This window comes from Pseudomonas sp. RIT288 (assembly GCF_000631985.1).
In the GTDB taxonomy this organism is placed as follows: Bacteria; Pseudomonadota; Gammaproteobacteria; order Pseudomonadales; family Pseudomonadaceae; genus Aquipseudomonas.
Genome location: NZ_JFYN01000042.1, coordinates 1 through 17,293 on the forward strand (window position 1 = coordinate 1; position 17,293 = coordinate 17,293).

14 protein-coding genes and 1 pseudogene are annotated in these 17,293 nt (G+C 61.2%); 8 read left to right on the forward strand and 7 right to left on the reverse strand.

The annotated features are described in order from the left end of the window. Nucleotides 1-368, forward strand: a pseudogene (locus BW33_RS30295) (hypothetical protein); the annotation flags it as partial. Nucleotides 369-743: 375 nt separating this feature from the next. On the opposite strand, the gene BW33_RS23415 reads toward BW33_RS30295, so the two are convergent. Next, nucleotides 744-1,001 carry a DUF1652 domain-containing protein gene (locus BW33_RS23415; protein ID WP_047601509.1) on the reverse strand — a complete coding sequence of 86 codons (258 nt, stop codon included), beginning with the start codon at nucleotides 999-1,001 and terminating at the stop codon, nucleotides 744-746. Between the two features lie 134 nt (nucleotides 1,002-1,135). Next, the gene (locus BW33_RS23420) at nucleotides 1,136-2,632 is read right to left on the reverse strand and encodes a helix-turn-helix transcriptional regulator (protein WP_047601511.1); all 1,497 of its coding nucleotides are present in this window, start codon (nucleotides 2,630-2,632) and stop codon (nucleotides 1,136-1,138) included. 284 nt (nucleotides 2,633-2,916) lie between these two features. Here BW33_RS23420 and BW33_RS23425 point away from each other — a divergent pair, with 284 nt between their 5' ends. After that, entirely contained in the window at nucleotides 2,917-3,126 is a 210-nt protein-coding gene (locus BW33_RS23425) for a hypothetical protein (protein ID WP_047601513.1), read from the forward strand. A gap of 113 nt (nucleotides 3,127-3,239) precedes the next feature. Here BW33_RS23425 and BW33_RS23430 read toward each other — a convergent pair whose 3' ends face one another. Continuing rightward, nucleotides 3,240-4,523, reverse strand: coding sequence for a Zn-dependent hydrolase (locus BW33_RS23430; RefSeq protein WP_047601514.1), 1,284 nt, complete (start codon nucleotides 4,521-4,523; stop codon nucleotides 3,240-3,242). Between the two features lie 142 nt (nucleotides 4,524-4,665). Continuing rightward, a complete protein-coding gene (locus tag BW33_RS23435) occupies nucleotides 4,666-6,150 on the reverse strand; it encodes an NCS1 family nucleobase:cation symporter-1 (protein WP_047601517.1) in 1,485 nt (494 codons plus the stop codon). Between the two features lie 636 nt (nucleotides 6,151-6,786). Here BW33_RS23435 and hydA point away from each other — a divergent pair. From hydA to preA, 3 genes are all read left to right on the forward strand, one after another. Then, entirely contained in the window at nucleotides 6,787-8,226 is a 1,440-nt protein-coding gene (gene hydA, locus BW33_RS23440; protein ID WP_047601519.1) for a dihydropyrimidinase, read from the forward strand. Nucleotides 8,227-8,417: 191 nt separating this feature from the next. Continuing rightward, nucleotides 8,418-9,785, forward strand: coding sequence for an NAD(P)-dependent oxidoreductase (locus BW33_RS23445; RefSeq protein WP_047601521.1), 1,368 nt, complete (start codon nucleotides 8,418-8,420; stop codon nucleotides 9,783-9,785). After that, complete coding sequence (preA, locus tag BW33_RS23450; RefSeq protein ID WP_047601523.1) at nucleotides 9,786-11,060, forward strand: NAD-dependent dihydropyrimidine dehydrogenase subunit PreA; 1,275 nt, start codon at nucleotides 9,786-9,788, stop codon at nucleotides 11,058-11,060. Nucleotides 11,061-11,170: 110 nt separating this feature from the next. Here the strand turns inward: preA and BW33_RS23455 are convergent, their stop codons facing one another. Continuing rightward, nucleotides 11,171-11,791, reverse strand: coding sequence for a TetR/AcrR family transcriptional regulator (locus tag BW33_RS23455; protein ID WP_027613201.1), 621 nt, complete (start codon nucleotides 11,789-11,791; stop codon nucleotides 11,171-11,173). Nucleotides 11,792-11,929: 138 nt separating this feature from the next. Here BW33_RS23455 and copC point away from each other — a divergent pair, with 138 nt between their 5' ends. Together copC and copD are read left to right on the forward strand one after the other, a co-directional pair. Further along, complete coding sequence (copC, locus tag BW33_RS23460; RefSeq protein ID WP_047601524.1) at nucleotides 11,930-12,292, forward strand: copper homeostasis periplasmic binding protein CopC; 363 nt, start codon at nucleotides 11,930-11,932, stop codon at nucleotides 12,290-12,292. Between the two features lie 3 nt (nucleotides 12,293-12,295). Then, nucleotides 12,296-13,153 carry a copper homeostasis membrane protein CopD gene (copD, locus tag BW33_RS23465; RefSeq protein WP_047601526.1) on the forward strand — a complete coding sequence of 286 codons (858 nt, stop codon included), beginning with the start codon at nucleotides 12,296-12,298 and terminating at the stop codon, nucleotides 13,151-13,153. 76 nt (nucleotides 13,154-13,229) lie between these two features. Here copD and BW33_RS23470 read toward each other — a convergent pair whose 3' ends face one another. After that, the gene (locus BW33_RS23470) at nucleotides 13,230-14,372 is read right to left on the reverse strand and encodes an HlyD family secretion protein (RefSeq protein WP_027613204.1); all 1,143 of its coding nucleotides are present in this window, start codon (nucleotides 14,370-14,372) and stop codon (nucleotides 13,230-13,232) included. Continuing rightward, nucleotides 14,369-16,024, reverse strand: a complete 1,656-nt coding sequence (locus BW33_RS23475) for an MFS transporter (RefSeq protein WP_047601529.1) — start codon at nucleotides 16,022-16,024, stop codon at nucleotides 14,369-14,371. Before BW33_RS23475 ends, BW33_RS23470 begins: the two co-directional genes overlap by 4 nt. Before the next feature lie 204 nt (nucleotides 16,025-16,228). On the opposite strand from BW33_RS23475, the gene BW33_RS23480 reads away from it, so the two are divergent. Then, entirely contained in the window at nucleotides 16,229-17,179 is a 951-nt protein-coding gene (locus tag BW33_RS23480) for a polysaccharide deacetylase family protein (RefSeq protein WP_047601531.1), read from the forward strand. Nucleotides 17,180-17,293 lie beyond the last annotated feature (114 nt).

A 17,293-nucleotide genomic window follows, 5' to 3' on the forward strand; every position in this document is an offset into this window, starting at 1 on the left:
GCAGGCCAGCTCCCACAGGGGTTGAGTACTCCTTCCAGAAACAGGTCGGCTGTCAGGCCGCCATCGCTGGCAGGCCAGCTCCCACAGGGGTTGAGTATTCCTGCCAAAAACAGGTCGGCTGTCAGGCCGCCATCGCCAGCAGGCCAGCTCCCACAGGGGTTGAGTACTCCTTCCAGAAACAGGTCGGCTGTCAGGTCGCCATCGCTGGCAGGCCAGCTCCCACAGGGGTTGAGTACTCCTGCCAGAAACAGGTCGGCTGTCAGGCCGCCGTCGATGGCAAGCCAGCCCTCACAGGGGTTGAGTACTCCTGCCAGAAACAGGTCGGCTGTCAGGCCGCCGTCGCCAGCAGGCTGGCTCCTACAATTTAGAAAGCGTGCACCCCATGCGGCGAAGCCGCCCCACTCAATGGCCGAGTGTCAGCTCGCCGAAAGCTCTTGATCTGAGGGCCCGTCGGCAGGCTGAGTGGAGGGATTTATCCGGGGGTGGGAGCGCAGCGACCGTTTGGCGCAGCCAAACACAGCGAGAGGAGGTGCAGCGAAGCAAACCGTAGGCGCTGCTCCCCGGATGAATCCCGGAGCGAAGGAACCCGAGCCCAGGCGAGGGCCGAACGTCAGGGTAAAGCCCTTTTGGTTACTTTTGAGGCGTTTGTCAAAAGTGACCCGCCGTAAGGGCGGAACCGTAATCAGCAACCCCCGCAGCAACGGATATACACCCAAAACAAACCAAACCCCAAACCCCAAACCCTAAGCCAAATCCGGATCCCGAGCAGCCCGCAAAGAGTTGCTCTCCAACTCATACCGCAACTCATCAATCAACGCCGCCACAGCCTCCGGCGTCCGCAACGCATTGAGCTTCAACCCGCTGATCACCAAATCCACCTGCCCCGAATCCGGGTGATACAACTTCACCGTCAGCGAATGCTCCCCATCCACTGAACACTCGCACGCCAATGGCGAAAAACTCTGTTCGAGGCTGGCGCGCAACTGCGCAAGATTCATCATGGAGCCTGTTCCTTTAGCTGTTTCGAAGGGAGACGATCCCAAGCCAACAGGCTCGTATCGCACCCCAACAGACTAAGAACTGCCCCCCCGCACCAGAACCTGCATTTGCACCCTGCCGACTAGTACATTTGCACCTACCGCTGGCCCTTCGCGCCGCGTTCTCCAGAAAACAGACCACGCTCGCGCGCCCAGACAATTGCCTCGCTGCGACTGTGCACATCGAGCTTGGAATACACCGTCGCCACATGATTGCGCACGGTGTTCGGCGCCAGCTTCAGGCGTGCGGCGATCTCCTTGTCGGCCAGCCCTTCGCAGATCAGCCCCAGCACATCGCGCTCACGCGCCGTGAGGTCAGTGAACGACACGCTCGGCAGTTGCGGCGAGTTGACCTTCTTCACGTTGGCCAGTTTTTCGATCAGCGTCCGACTGAACCACGACGCATCCTTCATCACCTCTTCAATCGCCGCCACCAACTCCAGCTCGGTGCGCTTGCGTTCGGTGATGTCCATCAGCACCAGCAGATAGCACGGCGTGTCCTGAATATTCACGGTGTCGGCGGACACCGCGCACTCCAACAGCTCTGCATCCTTCTTGCGCACGCGGACGTCAACCCGATCAACCCGACCGTTTTTCGCCAGGGCCGTCAGCAGTCGGGCCCGCGCGCCATCGTCGTCAATGAAATTAAGCTGCGTCACGGTTTTGCCCACGACATCGTCGCTGGCATAAGCCAAGGTGTCGAGGAACGCCTGGTTGACATCAATCACCTGCTGGTCCTCGGCGCTGCAGATCAGAATCGGCACCGGGGTCAGGCGGAACGCCTTGGCAAAGCGTTCTTCACTCTGACGCAGCGCGACTTCAGCCTTGTGGCGCAGCTCCATGTCGACAAAGGAAAACAGCATGCAATCCTCATCATTGAGCACCAACGGTTGCCCGGCGACGATCACTTGCTTGCTGCCGCCATCGGGCAGACGCAGTTGAGCCTGCATCTGCGGAATGGTCGCCACATCGCGCAGGCGCTGGATCGCCAGATCCTTTTTTTCGGCCTGTTCGAAGATGTCGATTTCATAGGCCGAGGTGCCGATCACCTGCTCGCGGGTGTAACCGGTCATCTCCAGAAACCCCGGATTGACCTTGATGTAGCGCAAATCACTGAGGCGGCAGATCACCGCCGGCGCCGGGTTGGCATTGAAGGTCTTTTCGAAGCGCTGCTCGGCGTTGGCCCAATCGGTAACGTCGCTCATGATCAGCACCAGCGACTCCGGCTGCCCTTCGCGGTCAGTCAGGATCATGCTGCGCACGCTGTGCACCCAAACGTGCTCGGGATCGTTTACGGCAGATACTTCAATCAGCACGTCGTTGAACGCTTCACAGCGCGCCGCGCGGCTGATCGGGTAGTGTTCCGGGGGCACCGTATGATTGTTGCGATAGCGCAGGCTGAAGCGCTTGGCATACTCGTCGGCATTAGTGCCCAGCTCACCGATCCGGCTGACACCGTGCATCGCCAGCGCCGCCTCGTTGGCCCAGAGAATGCTCTGATCGAGCTCCAGCAGAATCACCCCGTCGGACAGCCCGGCGATGATCTGCTGCAGCTGGCGACGGTTGGTTTCAGTGGTCAGGACTTCCTGGCTCATTGGATCTCCACAGGGAATGCGCGTGTGAAGATTACGACCGCAGGCGTTCGTGATCGTGCCGAACACTTCAACAGCACCTCAAATCCATTTGCAGGAGTGAGCCTGCTCGCGATAGCGGTCTGTCAGCCACATCACCTCTGACTGATACGCCGCTATCGCGAGCAGGCTCACTCCTACAGGGAACAACGGTGCATTCGCGGACTCGGGTTTTGTCGACTAAGGTTACTCCCTCATCGGATTGAGCCCCTGCCAGCTACACCGGGCTCTTGATCAAGGAGAGACTGATGACGTCGCGCCGCAACATCGAACAGACTTATCGCACCTGGTCCAGCCCGATTCTGCTCGAGCTGAAAAAGCGCGAACACCAAATGGCGCCGGTCGAGCGTCAGGCACTGGAGAATGTCCTGGTCGAACGACGGTTGCTGGATGTTGGCAACCCCAACGGCCCTGACCGACGCCAGGGCACTGCGAGTAAAAATCAACGCCCCGGTTGATCAAACCAGACGTTCCTACAGGTGAACACGAAAAGATCGCAGCCTGCGGCAGCTCCTACAAGTTGAACGCAATCCCACTGTAGGAGCTGCCGCAGGCTGCGATCTTTTGATCTTCAAGCCGCGCGCCGCCCCGCTGCCACCATCGCCGAAGCCGCCAGCATCGCCCGCAACAAGACCGCGCACCCGGCCGCCAGATCATCCGGCGCCGCGTTCTCGATTTCGTTGTGGCTGATCCCGCCTTCGCACGGCACGAAGATCATTCCCGCCGGGCCGAGTTCGGCGAGAAAGATCGCGTCGTGGCCGGCGCCGCTGACGATGTCCATGTGCGACAGGCCCAGGCCTTGCGCCGCGCCGCGTACCGCCTCGACGCAGCCCTTTTCGAAGTACAGCGGCGGAAAGTCGGCAGTCGGGGTCAGTTCATAGCTCAGGCCGTGTTCTTCGCAGGTGGCCTCGATGACCTGCTTCACCTCGACGATCATCGAGTCCAGGCGCGCTGGTTGCAGATGGCGGAAGTCGAGGGTCATGCGCACTTCGCCGGGAATGACGTTGCGCGAGCCGGGATAGGCTTGCAGGCAACCGACGGTGCCGCAGGCGTGGGGTTGATGGCCGAGGGCGGCTCGGTTGACCGCACCGACGATCACCGAGGCGCCGACCAACGCGTCCTTGCGCAGGTGCATCGGCGTTGGCCCGGCGTGGGCTTCGACGCCGCGCAGTTTCAGGTCGAACCACTTCTGCCCGAGTGCGCCGAGCACCACGCCGATGGTTTTCTGTTCGTCTTCGAGGATCGGGCCTTGTTCGATGTGCGCTTCAAAATACGCACCGACCTTGTGCCCGCTGACTTTGCGTGACCCGGCGTAACCGATGGCATTCAGGGCTTCGCCAACGGTGACGCCTTCGGCATCGACCTTGGCCAGGGTTTCTTCGAGGGTGAATTTTTCCGCGAACACTCCGGAACCCATCATGCACGGGGCGAAGCGCGAACCTTCTTCGTTGGTCCAGACCACGACTTCCAGCGGCGCTTCGGTTTCCACGCCGAGGTCATTGAGGGTGCGCAGCACTTCGACTCCGGCAAGGACGCCGAAGCAGCCGTCGAACTTGCCGCCGGTGGGCTGGGTGTCGATGTGGCTGCCAGTCATCACCGGCGGCAGATCCGGATTGCGCCCCGGGCGACGGGCGAAGATGTTGCCGACTTCATCCACCGTGACGCTGCACCCGGCGTCCTTGCACCACTGCACGAACAAGTCACGGGCCTGACGATCGAGGTCGGTCAAGGCCAGACGACAGACACCGCCCTTGACCGTGGCACCGAGCTTGGCCAGTTCCATGAGCGAGGCCCAGAGGCGGTCGCGGTTAATGTGCTGATGGGTGGATTGCAGAACGTCTACGGCTGCGTTCATGTTGATCTCCTCAGGCAGTTTCTTATGAATTTATTCAGGTACATCTCTGGCGTTAGTCAGGCCATCTTCGCGAGCAGGCTCGCTCCCACATTTGGAGTGCGTTCCCCCGTGGGAGCGAGCCTGCTCGCGAATGGGCCATCCCTCACACCGGTGATTTCACGACCGAAGGCTGCGCCCGCATCACGCACAACCCGTAATAAATCACCCCGCCCAGCGCCGAACCGGTGAACCAGCCGTAGCTGTAGAACCAGCTGAACGCATCGCTACCCAGCGACAGCAGGGTCAGCACCACCGGTACGCCAAACGCGGTAAATCCCGCCCAATTCCACGCCGGATACACGTCGTCGCGGTACAACCCGGCCAGGTCCAGTTGCTGTTTCTTGATCAGGAAATAGTCCACCACCATGATCCCGGCGATCGGCCCGAGCAGGCTCGAATAGCCCAGCAGCCAGTTGGAATACACGGTTTCCAGGCTGACATCGGAGACGATCAGCCCGAGCTTTTTCAGCAGCTCGTGGGCCATCAGCGCCAGCCCGACGAAGCCGGTGAGTAACACCGCTTTGGTGCGATTGATCACCTTGGGCGCAATGTTCTGGAAGTCGTTGGTCGGCGAGACGATGTTCGCTGCGGTGTTGGTCGAAAGCGTGGCGATGATGATCAGTGCCATGGCCACCGCCACCCACACCGGACTCTGGATATGGCCGATCAGACTGACCGGATCCGACACGGTGACACCGACCAGCTTCACCGACGCGGCAGTCATCACCACCCCCAGCGAAGCGAACAGGAACATGGTCAGCGGGAGACCGAAAATCTGCCCGAGTATCTGGTCCTTCTGACTCTTGGCGTAACGGCTGAAGTCAGGAATGTTCAGTGACAATGTGGCCCAGAAGCCGACCATCGCCGTCAGCCCGGCGGCGAAGTAACTGACCACGCTGGCGCCTTCAGGACGTTTGGGTGGAATCGCCAGCAACTCGGTCATCGACACATTGGGCATGGCCCACACCAGCAGGCCGATGCCGACCGCCACCAGCAACGGCGCGGACAGGGTTTCCAGCCATTTGATCGACTCGGCGCCGCGGATCACCACCCACAGGTTCAGCGCCCAGAAGATCATGAAGCCGATCACCTCCCCCGTGCCGCCGAGGGATTTCCAGCCCTCGAATACCGAGCCGAGAAACAGGTGAATCGCCAGCCCGCCGAACATGGTCTGGATGCCAAACCAGCCGCACGCCACCAGCGCACGAATCAGGCACGGCACGTTGGAGCCAAGCACGCCGAACGACGAACGCAGCAGCACCGGAAATGGAATGCCGTACTTGGTGCCGGGGAAAGCATTGAGGGTCAACGGGATCAGCACGATGACGTTGGCCAGCAGAATCGCCATCAGCGCTTCGCCGACGGTCAGGCCGAAATACGCGGTGAGCACGCCGCCGAGGGTGTAGGTCGGCACGCACACCGACATGCCGACCCACAGCGCGGTGATGTGCCATTTGTTCCAGGTTCGCTCGCGCACCTTGGTCGGTGCCATGTCGTGGTTGTAACGGGGACTGTCGAGGACGTCGCTGCCGGCGTCGAGCTCGAACAAGCCGTCGCGCTCGGTCACTTGCGATCTGTTCTGTTGCATGGCTGCTCCATGGTTATTCTGATTATTTTTGCTCATCGGGTGAGTGGGCGGACGCGCCGCACACCGGGCGATGGCCGGAGTACTTGCATGTGGACACGCACTTCGCGAACCGGCCTGGCTTGTCAGCGCCAGCACTCAATAAACGTGCCGACTGTTGTGCCGAGTTTCCCGACCTGTCCGTATAGCGCCTTCAACTGTTTGATGTTTAAACGCTTTTATTCAAATTATTGAGGCATGTTGCTTACTTGTTTCATCTCTTGCGAAAAATACCAAGCCAAGTTACTCGAACAGCCAGGTTCAAAGTGGTGCACGGTTATTTTCAGCAAGGCGTCTGGACCGCGACTCTTTAGCGTTCAAGCAGCTGATTTGCCATGACAAATCTCGCTCAATTCTGGTTCCTGTCAAGTGCGTCAAAATGGTGAAAGCCCTCACCATTTTGGTGATTTATAATTTTAATCTTTATATTTCAATACGTTATGTACGTTATAAGCTTATAAAAAATAATCTTGCTCATTCGATTAACACCAGCTAGTTTTTATTCCTGACAGCGCTGGCAGGAATATATCTTCCAGCATCGACGTTTTTATAAAACATATAGAACCGGTATAAGCCGGTCATGCCTGCGAGGAAGCCGCAATGTCTCTGTTGATCCGTGGCGCCACTGTTGTTACCCATGATGAAAGTTATTGCGCAGACGTCTATTGCGCCGACGGCGTGATCAAAGCCGTTGGTCAGAACCTGGATGTTCCCGCCGGTGCCGAAGTGCTCGACGGCACCGGCCAATACCTGATGCCCGGCGGCATCGATCCACACACCCACATGCAATTGCCTTTCATGGGTACCGTGGCCAGTGAAGACTTCTACAGCGGCACTGCCGCAGGTCTGGCTGGGGGTACCACGTCGATCATCGACTTCGTGATTCCCAATCCGCAGCAGTCGTTGATGGAAGCGTTTCATCAGTGGCGCGGCTGGGCCGAGAAGTCGGCATCGGACTATGGCTTCCACGTCGCGATCACCTGGTGGAGCGAGCAGGTGCGCGAGGAAATGGCTGAGCTGGTCAGCCACCACGGCATCAACAGCTTCAAGCATTTCATGGCCTACAAGAACGCGATCATGGCCGCCGACGACACGCTGGTGGCGAGTTTCGAACGCTGCCTGGAACTCGGCGCCGTGCCGACCGTGCACGCGGAAAACGGTGAGCTGGTCTATCACCTGCAACGCAAGTTGATGGCCCAGGGCATCACCGGGCCGGAAGCGCATCCGCTGTCGCGGCCCTCGCAGGTGGAAGGCGAAGCGGCGAGCCGGGCGATCCGTATTGCCGAGACCATCGGCACGCCGTTGTACCTGGTGCATGTCTCGACCAAGGAAGCGCTGGACGAAATCACTTACGCGCGCAGCAAGGGCCAACCGGTGTACGGCGAAGTGCTCGCCGGGCATTTGCTGCTCGACGACAGCGTCTACCAGCACCCGGACTGGCAGACCGCCGCCGGTTACGTGATGAGCCCGCCGTTCCGCCCGCGCGGCCATCAGGAAGCCCTGTGGCGCGGCCTGCAAAGCGGCAATCTGCACACCACCGCCACTGACCACTGCTGCTTCTGCGCCGAGCAAAAAGCCGCCGGGCGCGATGACTTCAGCAAGATCCCCAACGGCACCGCCGGCATTGAAGACCGCATGGCGGTGCTGTGGGATGAAGGGGTCAACAGCGGACGTTTGTCGATGCAGGACTTCGTTGCCCTCACCTCAACCAACACTGCGAAAATCTTCAACCTTTATCCGCGCAAAGGCGCGATCCGCGTCGGCGCCGATGCCGACCTGGTGCTGTGGGATCCGCAAGGCACCCGCACCATTTCCGCCAAGACCCACCATCAACAGGTGGACTTCAACATCTTCGAAGGCAAGACCGTGCGCGGCGTGCCGAGCCATACCGTCAGCCAGGGCAAAGTGGTCTGGGCCGACGGCGACCTGCGCGCCGAGCGCGGTGCCGGACGGTACATCGAACGGCCGGCGTATCCGGCGGTGTTTGATTTGCTGAGCAAGCGGGCTGAGTTGCACAAGCCAACAGCGGTGAAACGCTGAATTCCAGGCCTTCGGCCTTCGCGAGCAGGCTCGCACACATTTGAAATGCATTCCCCTGCAGGAGCTGCCGAAGGCTGCGATCTTTTGATCCTGGTGTTAAAGATCAAGATCAAAGATCGCAGCCTTCGGCAGCTCCTACACGGGGATTTGGCCAATGCCCGATAGAGGCAGTTACCGTGAGGCACACAACCGTGATCGAGACCCTGAACCATCTCCCGCATCCGCACGAAAGCGCGGCCGCCCTCGCCGGCCATTTCACTGATCTGGCGCCACCGCTCAACGCCCGGCAGGCACACCTGGAAGCCTCGCGCTGCCTGTATTGCTACGACGCGCCATGCGTCAATGCGTGCCCGAGCGAGATCGACATTCCGTCGTTCATCCGCAACATCCATCAGGACAACGTGCCCGGCGCAGCGCAGAAAATTCTTTCGGCGAACATCCTCGGCGGCAGTTGTGCCCGGGTCTGCCCGACGGAAATCCTTTGCCAGCAAGCCTGCGTGCGCAACAACGCCCAGGAATGCGCGCCGGTGCTGATCGGCCTGCTGCAACGCTACGCCGTGGACAATGCGAATTTCACCGAGCACCCGTTCCAGCGTGCGGCGAGCACCGGCAAGCGCGTCGCCGTGGTCGGCGCCGGGCCAGCGGGTTTGTCCTGCGCCCACCGCAGTGCCATGCACGGCCACGACGTGGTGATTTTCGAAGCGCGGGAGAAGGCCGGCGGCCTCAATGAATACGGGATCGCCAAGTACAAACTGGTCGACGACTACGCGCAGAAGGAGCTGGATTTCCTTCTGCAGATCGGCGGTATCGAAATCCGTCATGGGCAGAAACTCGGCGAGAATCTGACCCTCAGCGAGCTGCATCAGCAGTTCGACGCAGTGTTCCTCGGCCTCGGCCTCAACGCCAGCAAACAGCTCGGCCTGCCCCACGAAGATGCCCCCGGCCTGCTCACCGCCACCGACTACATCCGCGAACTGCGCCAGACCGATGACCTGACGCAACTGCCACTGGCCGAACGCTGCATCGTCCTCGGCGCCGGCAACACCGCGATCGACATGGCCGTGCAAATGGCCCGCCTCGGAGCGCGTGATGTGAATCTGGTGTATCGCCGGGGTGCGGCGGACATGGGCGCCACCGGCCACGAACAGGACATCGCCAAGGCCAATCAGGTGCGCCTGCTGACCTGGGCGCAACCGGAGGAAGTGCTGCTCGACGCGCAAGGCAAGGTGCGCGGCATGCGTTTCGCCCGCACGCAACTGGTCGACGGTCGTCTGCAAACCACTGGGGAAACTTTCGAGCTAGCGGCCGATGCGATCTTCAAAGCCATCGGCCAGGCCTTCGACAGCAGCGCTCTCGCCGACCCGCTGGCGCGCGAACTCAAGCGTCAGGGCGATCGGATTCAGGTCGACGATCACCTGCGCACCAGCATTCCCGGCGTGTATGCCGGCGGCGACTGCACCAGCCTCGATCAGGACCTCACCGTGCAAGCCGTACAGCACGGCAAACTCGCCGCCGAGGCGATCAACGCGCAACTGATGCTCAACGTGGAGGCTGCGTAAATGGCCGATCTCTCGATTGTCTTCGCCGGTATCAAAGCCCCTAATCCATTCTGGCTGGCCTCCGCGCCGCCGACCGACAAGGCCTACAACGTGGTCCGCGCCTTCGAGGCCGGCTGGGGTGGCGTGGTCTGGAAAACCCTCGGCGAGGACCCGGCAGCGGTCAACGTCTCATCGCGCTACTCGGCGCATTACGGCAACAACCGCGAAGTGCTGGGCATCAACAACATCGAACTGATCACCGACCGCTCGCTGGAGATCAACCTGCGCGAGATCACCCAGGTCAAGAAAGACTGGCCGGACCGTGCGCTGATCGTCTCGCTGATGGTGCCGTGCGTCGAGGAGTCGTGGAAACACATCCTGCCGCTGGTGGAAGCCACCGGTGCCGACGGCATCGAGCTGAATTTCGGTTGCCCGCACGGCATGCCCGAGCGCGGCATGGGCGCGGCGGTCGGTCAGGTGCCGGAGTACGTCGAGCAGGTCACTCGATGGTGCAAGACCTATTGTTCGCTGCCGGTGATCGTCAAACTGACGCCGAACATCACCGACATCCGCGTCGCCGCCCGCGCCGCACATCGCGGTGGCGCCGATGCGGTGTCGCTGATCAACACCATCAACTCGATCACCAGCGTCGATCTGGAGAACATGGTCGCCCTGCCCACCGTCGGCAGCAAAAGCACCCACGGCGGTTACTGCGGCTCGGCGGTGAAGCCGATTGCGCTGAACATGGTCGCCGAGATCGCCCGTGATCCGCAGACCCAGGGCCTGCCGATCTGCGGCATTGGTGGCATCGGCAGTTGGCGTGACGCGGCAGAGTTCATGGCGTTGGGCAGCGGCGCGGTGCAGGTGTGCACGGCGGCGATGCTCCACGGCTTCCGGATTGTCGAGGAGATGAAGGATGGCCTGTCGCGCTGGATGGACAGTCAGGGCTACGCCAATATCGCCGAGTTTTCCGGGCGCGCGGTGGGCAATACCACCGACTGGAAGTACCTCGACATCAACTATCAGGTCATCGCCAGGATTGATCAGGACGCGTGCATCGGTTGCGGGCGTTGCCACATTGCTTGCGAGGACACGTCACACCAGGCGATCAGCAGCCTGAAACAGGCCGACGGCACGCATAAATATGAAGTGATCGATGATGAGTGTGTGGGCTGCAATCTATGCCAGATCACCTGCCCGGTGGCGGATTGCATCGAGATGGTGCCGATGGAGACGGGCAAGCCGTTTCTGGACTGGAACCATGATCCGCGCAATCCGTACCATGTCGCGGTCTGATTCTTAAGATCAAAAGATCGTCCGATCGCGGCCCGAGCCTGCGGCAGCTCCTACAGAGGTCGGTGTAGGAGCTGCCGCAGGCTCGGGCCGCGATCGGACGATCTTTTGATTTATGGCTCCAACCCGATCCCGCGCAATATCACGCTGGTCACCGTCTGTACCGCCCGCTCGAACTGCATGTCCGACAGCGGCTGATGCTCGTTCAAAATATTCACCTGATGGTCGAAGTCGGCGTAATGCTGGGTCGAGGCCCAGATCATATACAGCAGGCTCGATGGCTCCACCGGCAGAATCCGCTTGTCCTCGACCCACTGGCGGATCTTCGCTTCCTTCATTTTCGCCCAGTCGTAAAGGCTCAGATCCAGCGCCTCACCGAGGGTCGGCGCGCCGTGGATGATTTCGTTGGCCCAGACTTTCGAGCCGTACGGCCGGCTGCGCGAATGGTTCATCTTGGCGCGGATGTAGCTGCTGAGCACCACCCTTGGATCGTCGAACATCTCGAAGCACAGCGCATCCTGCTTCCACACTTCCAGCAGGTCGAACAGCACGGCGCTGTACAGTTCGCTCTTGGTGGAAAAGTAGTAATGCAGGTTGGAGCGCGGCAATTGCACCTCGGCGGCAATGTCGGCCATGGCGGTGCCGCCGAAGCCTTTTTCGGCGAAGACTTTTTCCGCCGCCAGCAGGATTTTCTCGACGTTACTGCGGCGGATCTCGATCTTGTGATTGCCCATGAGGGCTCCCTGACAACGACGTTGCTGAAGACTAGCATCCGCTCTGGCCTCGGGGCGACCGCTGCAAACAAAACTTCGTACGAAGGTCTGCGCATGGCTAAACTGGCGCTTCTTTGTCCTGCCTCAGAGGTATCCGCGATGCTGTTCAAGAACGTCCTGACCACCACTGCCCTGCTCGCTTCGCTGTTCGCCGCATCTTCGGTTTTCGCCCACGCCCACCTGAAAAATGCCACCCCGGCCGCCGACAGCACCGTCGCCGCTCCGGCCGATCTGCGCCTGACCTTTTCTGAAGGCGTCGAAGCCAGTTTCACCAAAGTCAGCCTGACCCACGACGGCGCCCCGGTCGCAATCAAACCGCTGACCACCGAAGGCGACAAGAAAACCCTGATCGTCACCCCCGCCGCAGCACTCGGCGCCGGTGAATACAAAGTCGAATGGCACGCGGTGTCGGTCGACACGCACAAGAGCAAAGGCGCCTACCAGTTCAAGGTTGGCCAGTAATTCATGAGTGAAGCGCTGGTGCTGTGCCGTTTTGTGCATTTCAGCGCGGTGTTGATGCTGTTCGGCGCCTGGCTGTTCCGGCCGATGCTGCTCAAGGCGCCAGTGCCGACACTGGATCGGCATCTGGCACGACTGGCGCGCTGGCTGACCGCGATTGCGCTGGTCAGCGGTGTGACCTGGGCGCTGTTGATCACCGCCAGCATGGCCGGTTCGACTGCGGCAGCGTTCGACCCGACGACCATTGGCGCGGTGCTCGGCAACACGTTTTTCGGCCAGGTCTGGCGCTGGCATCTGCTGATCAACGCGCTGTTGCTGGCATTGCTGTTCACGCCTTGGCGTTCGAGCCTGGCGTTGCGCCTGGGCTTGAGCGCGCTGCTCCTGGCGACCCTGGCGCCGGTCGGCCACGGGGCGATGCTCGACGGTCTCAGCGGGCACCTGCTGATCCTCAATCAGATCGTTCATCTGACCTGCGTGGCTGCATGGCTCGGCGGCCTGTTGCTATTGGTGTTGATCCTGCGCCAGCCAGGCGCAGCAATGGGCCGGATCCTGCAACGCTTCAGCGGCGTCGGTTATGCGCTCGTCGGCGGGCTGCTGATCACCGGGCTGATCAACGTGCGCGTGCTGACCGGGCAATGGTGGCCGACGCCGCTGTTTGCAGGGTTTGCCTTGATTCTGCTGATCAAGGCGTTGCTGGTGGTCGGCATGCTCGCGCTGGCGCTGTTCAACCGCTTGCGGATTGATGACTGCGAACAGCGGAGGGGCGCGCTCAAACGCAGTGTGGTGCTGGAGTGGTTGTTGGGGATGGGTGCCGTTGCTGCGGTCTCCCTGCTCGGTACCCTGCCGCCGATGATTGCAGCCTGAAAAGCAAAAGATCGCAGCCTCCGGCAGCTCCTGCGATTCCCTGTAGGAGCTGCCGAAGGCTGCGATCTTTTTGCTCTTAATGCGGTTGTGTGTCGCCCGCTGCGGTGTCGATGCTGACGACCACCGACATCCCCGGACGCAAGCGCTCCTCTTCCTGCTGCCCCTCATCAATGGTGATCCGCACCGGCACGCGCTGGGCGATTTTGACGAAGTTGCCGGTAGCGTTGTCGGCCTGCAACAGGGCGAACTCCGAACCGGTGCCGGGCGAAATGTGCTGCACATGGCCGGTGAACTTGCGGTGGTTCAGCGCATCGACGGTGAAGCGCACAGGCTGCCCGACACGCACGTTGTTCATCTGGGTTTCCTTCATGTTGGCGATCACCCATTTCTGGTTCGGCACCAACGCCATCAACTGCGCCCCGGAGTTGACGTAAGCGCCCAGGCGCACGCCGATCTGCCCGAGCTGGCCGTCACGCGGGGCGACAATGCGCGTATTCGACAAGTCGATCCGCGCCAGTTGCACCGCCGCTTCAGCGCTGGCCACCGAGGCTTCCAGCGAACCGCGATTGACGATTACCGTCTGCAGATCCTGCCGGGCGATTTCCAGATTGGCCTTGGCCTGCGCCACCGCCGCAATACTCTGCGCATTGGCCGCGAGCGTCACGTCCATCTCGCGTTTCGACACCGAGCCGTCACTCACCAGCTCCTTGTTACGCCGCAGATCCGCCTCGCTTTTACGCAACTGCGCTTCGCTGTCGGCCACCACCGCCTGACGCAGTTTGATCGTCGCTTCGGCGCTGTTGCGTTGCTGCACCACGTTGGCCAGCGCGGCTTTCTGCACCGCCAGTTGCGCCAGCGACTGGTCGAGGCGCTGCTGATAAATCCGGTCGTCCAGACGCACCAGCAGGTCGCCGGCCTTCACGTACTGGAAATCCTGCACCGGCACCTCGAACACGTAGCCGCTGAGCTGCGGGCCGATGATCGTCACCTGGCCGCGCACCAGGGCGTTTTCAGTGGTTTCGACCGCACTGCTGAACGGCGGTAACTGCCAGGCGTAGAGCACGATCAGCACGCCGACGATGGCAATCGCGGCAAAGCCCAGCGACGAGATGATCCGCACCCGCAGCGAGCGCGGTTCGGTGTTCGGCGAGGACGGCGGCGCCACGCCTTCGGGGGTGGCGGCGATGGCATTGGTGGTTGTGGTGGTCGGTTCGGTCATGAATTGGAGGCACCGTCAGGAGGTACGGAAGGCGCTGGGGCGACGGCTTTGGTGGTACTCATCAGCCACAGCGCACGAATGGACAGCCAGATCATGGTCAGCACCGCAATCACGGCGATCAGCATGAATACATCGTTATAGGCCAGTACGTTGGCTTCGCGAGTCGCAGCATTCGCCAGGCTGCGAATGCCCTGCAGGTTGCGCAGGCTCGGGTCGGCCAGCACCGAGCCGACCGCCGACCCGCCGCTCTGTACGCGGCCGGCCACCAGCGGATCGGACAGCGTCAGGTGCTCGACCAGATGACTGGAGTGGAATTTCTCGCGCACGATCTGGAACGTGCCCAGCAACGCCGCGCCGAGCAGGCCCCCGAGGTTGTTGCAGATCCCGAACAACACCGAAAAACTCACCAGATTGCGCGGATTGGTCAGCACGTTGCGGGTGCCGAAAACCATGGTCGGGCCAAGAAAGAACGTGCTGCCGAAGGCCAGCAGAAACTGGCTGAAATACAGGTTTTGCGGGCGGGTCAGGTTGTTGGAAAAACTGTCCATCACCGAACCTGTCGCCATCAGCGCCAGCGAAATGATCAGCGGCATCAGCAGGTGCTTGGGGTCGATGGTCAGGGCGCTGGTCGCCAACCCGGCGATGCTGCCGATCAGCATCACCACGTACAGGCTGTGCAACTGCTCATAACCCATGTTGAGGTTCTGCATGAAACCGACGGCGCCGGTGGACTGTTCCGAAGTGACCATACGAATCAGGGTCACCGCCAGCGCCAGGCGGATCATCGTGCCGCTGCCGAGCCAGCGGGTCATCAGCATCGGGTTGCTGCGATTGTGTTCGATCGCCAGGCCGGCGAGGATCAGGGCAATCGAGGCCGCCAGCGCATAGCCGATCCAGTTGGCCTCCAGCCACCAATCGATCCGCCCCAGCGACAACACCGCGCAAAGCAGTGCCACGCCGCTGGCGAGAATCGCGAAGGTCAGAAAATCCAGCGGTTCGAAGGTTTTGAAACGGTCACCGGGCGGCAACTTGAGCAGCAGCACGCAGCCCAGCGACAGCAAGGCCATGCCCAATTCGAACAGGTACAAGCCGCGCCATTCGGCAATCTGCAGCAAGTCTTCGGAGAACAATCGCGCCAGCGGCAAAGCCAGTTGCGAGGCGCCGAGGCCCAGCACCAGCGCCTTCAGCCGCCACTTGGCCGGAAACGCCTGAACCATGTAATACAGGCCCAGCGAACTCAGCGCCGCACCGACCATGCCATGCGCCGCCCGCACCGCGATGGCCGAGCTCAGGTCGTTGACGAACAGGTGGCCGAACGTCACCAACGCATACAGCACCAGAAACACTTCGGTGAACGCGCGCAGGCCGAACTGCTGACGAAACTTCACCAGCAGCAGGTTCATCGACACGTTGGTCATCACGTAGGCGGCCGGCAGCCAGGCCATCTCCGCCGTGGTCGCGCCCAGCGCGCCTTGCAGGTAAGGCAGGTTGGCGACCACCAGCGAGTTACCCAAACCACCGGTCACCGCCACCAGCAGCCCGACCAGCGCATAGGCCAGGCGCTTGGGGTTGGAGTGCAGCGGCGTCGAGGGGGAACCGGGCAGACTGGGCTTCTCGTGAGGCTGCCAGTCGCGCGGGGCGTATCGATCCATTGAAAGGCCTTGTGCTTGTGTTGCCGGGAGTTTGCCGCAAATCTTGCGGCAAACCCATATCCTTTGTAGGCCTTCGCCTGCACTGGAATTGTGTGAAGCCTGATTCGTAAATTCTGTTTAAAGGTCTTCTCGCCCGCAACGGATTTTTCCCGCGCCGGGCAACTGCCACCCTTGCAGCCCTTCTCAACCTGCAAGGTGCCCGTTATGACCACGCCCCTCCGGCAACGCTCCCCACGCCTGCTGAAAAACCTTCTGGCTGCCGCCCTGATGCTGCCCGCCCTCGCCTTCGCTCAGGAACGGCCGTGGCCGGACGGCTCGCAACTGGTGATTTCGGTGTCGATGCAGTTCGAAACAGGCGGGCAGCCCGAAGGTGCGGAAAGTCCGTTTTCCGGCAGCCCATTGCCCAAGGGCTACCCGGATCTGCCGGCGCAGACCTGGTTTGATTATGGCTACAAGGAAGGTTTGTGGCGGATGCTCGATCTGTGGGATCGCACCGGGATCAAGGTCACCTCGCATGTGGTCGGCGAAGCGGCGCTCAAGCACCCGGAACTGGCGAAGGCAATTGCCGAGCGCGGCCACGAACTGGCAGCCCACGGCATGCGTTGGGCCGACTCCTACAACATGAGTTACGACCAGGAAAAGCAGTTCATCGGCGACGGTGTCAACGCGGTGGAAAAACTCACCGGCCAGCGCTCGGTGGGCTACAACGCCAACTGGCTGCGGCGCAGCCCCAACACGCTGAAGATCCTGCAAGACCTGAACTTCACCTACCACATCGATGATGTCAGCCGCGACGAACCGTTCGTGACCATGGTTCGTGGGCGAAAATTCGCCGTGGTCCCCTATACCCTGCGCAACAACGACATCGTGCTGATCGAGGGTCGGCACTTTTCCGCCGAGCAGTTCTATCAGCAACTGGTGCTGGAATTTGATCGACTGTACGCCGAAGGCGCGAGTAAGCGGCGGATGATGTCGGTGAGTCTGCACGACCGCATCGGCGGCACCCCGGCGATGGTCGAGGCGATGGAGCGGTTCATTCGTTATGCGCAGGCGCATCCGAAGGTGAGTTTCATGCGCAAGGACCAGATTGCCCGGATCGTCCTGACCGAGAAAAACCCGTTGATCGACAACACAGAGGCGCTCTACAACCGGTAAAACCGCCGAAAACAGCCCTCTTTGCAGCATTAGGAGGGCTACCAACTCGCGCAAACTCATCGTAAAAAGCCCTGTTGACTTTTGCGGAAAACCTCGCAACTATCCGCAACCATG

Bases quoted from the DNA above. Each gene is read 5' to 3' on its own strand.
- BW33_RS23415 (WP_047601509.1), bottom strand. From the start codon at position 1,001: ATGATGAATCTTGCGCAGTTGCGCGCCAGCCTCGAACAGAGTTTTTCG.
- BW33_RS23420 (WP_047601511.1), bottom strand. From the start codon at position 2,632: ATGAGCCAGGAAGTCCTGACCACTGAAACCAACCGTCGCCAGCTGCAG.
- BW33_RS23425 (WP_047601513.1), top strand. From the start codon at position 2,917: ATGACGTCGCGCCGCAACATCGAACAGACTTATCGCACCTGGTCCAGC.
- BW33_RS23430 (WP_047601514.1), bottom strand. From the start codon at position 4,523: ATGAACGCAGCCGTAGACGTTCTGCAATCCACCCATCAGCACATTAAC.
- BW33_RS23435 (WP_047601517.1), bottom strand. From the start codon at position 6,150: ATGCAACAGAACAGATCGCAAGTGACCGAGCGCGACGGCTTGTTCGAG.
- hydA (WP_047601519.1), top strand. From the start codon at position 6,787: ATGTCTCTGTTGATCCGTGGCGCCACTGTTGTTACCCATGATGAAAGT.
- preA (WP_047601523.1), top strand. From the start codon at position 9,786: ATGGCCGATCTCTCGATTGTCTTCGCCGGTATCAAAGCCCCTAATCCA.
- BW33_RS23455 (WP_027613201.1), bottom strand. From the start codon at position 11,791: ATGGGCAATCACAAGATCGAGATCCGCCGCAGTAACGTCGAGAAAATC.
- copC (WP_047601524.1), top strand. From the start codon at position 11,930: ATGCTGTTCAAGAACGTCCTGACCACCACTGCCCTGCTCGCTTCGCTG.
- copD (WP_047601526.1), top strand. From the start codon at position 12,296: ATGAGTGAAGCGCTGGTGCTGTGCCGTTTTGTGCATTTCAGCGCGGTG.
- BW33_RS23470 (WP_027613204.1), bottom strand. From the start codon at position 14,372: ATGACCGAACCGACCACCACAACCACCAATGCCATCGCCGCCACCCCC.
- BW33_RS23475 (WP_047601529.1), bottom strand. From the start codon at position 16,024: ATGGATCGATACGCCCCGCGCGACTGGCAGCCTCACGAGAAGCCCAGT.
- BW33_RS23480 (WP_047601531.1), top strand. From the start codon at position 16,229: ATGACCACGCCCCTCCGGCAACGCTCCCCACGCCTGCTGAAAAACCTT.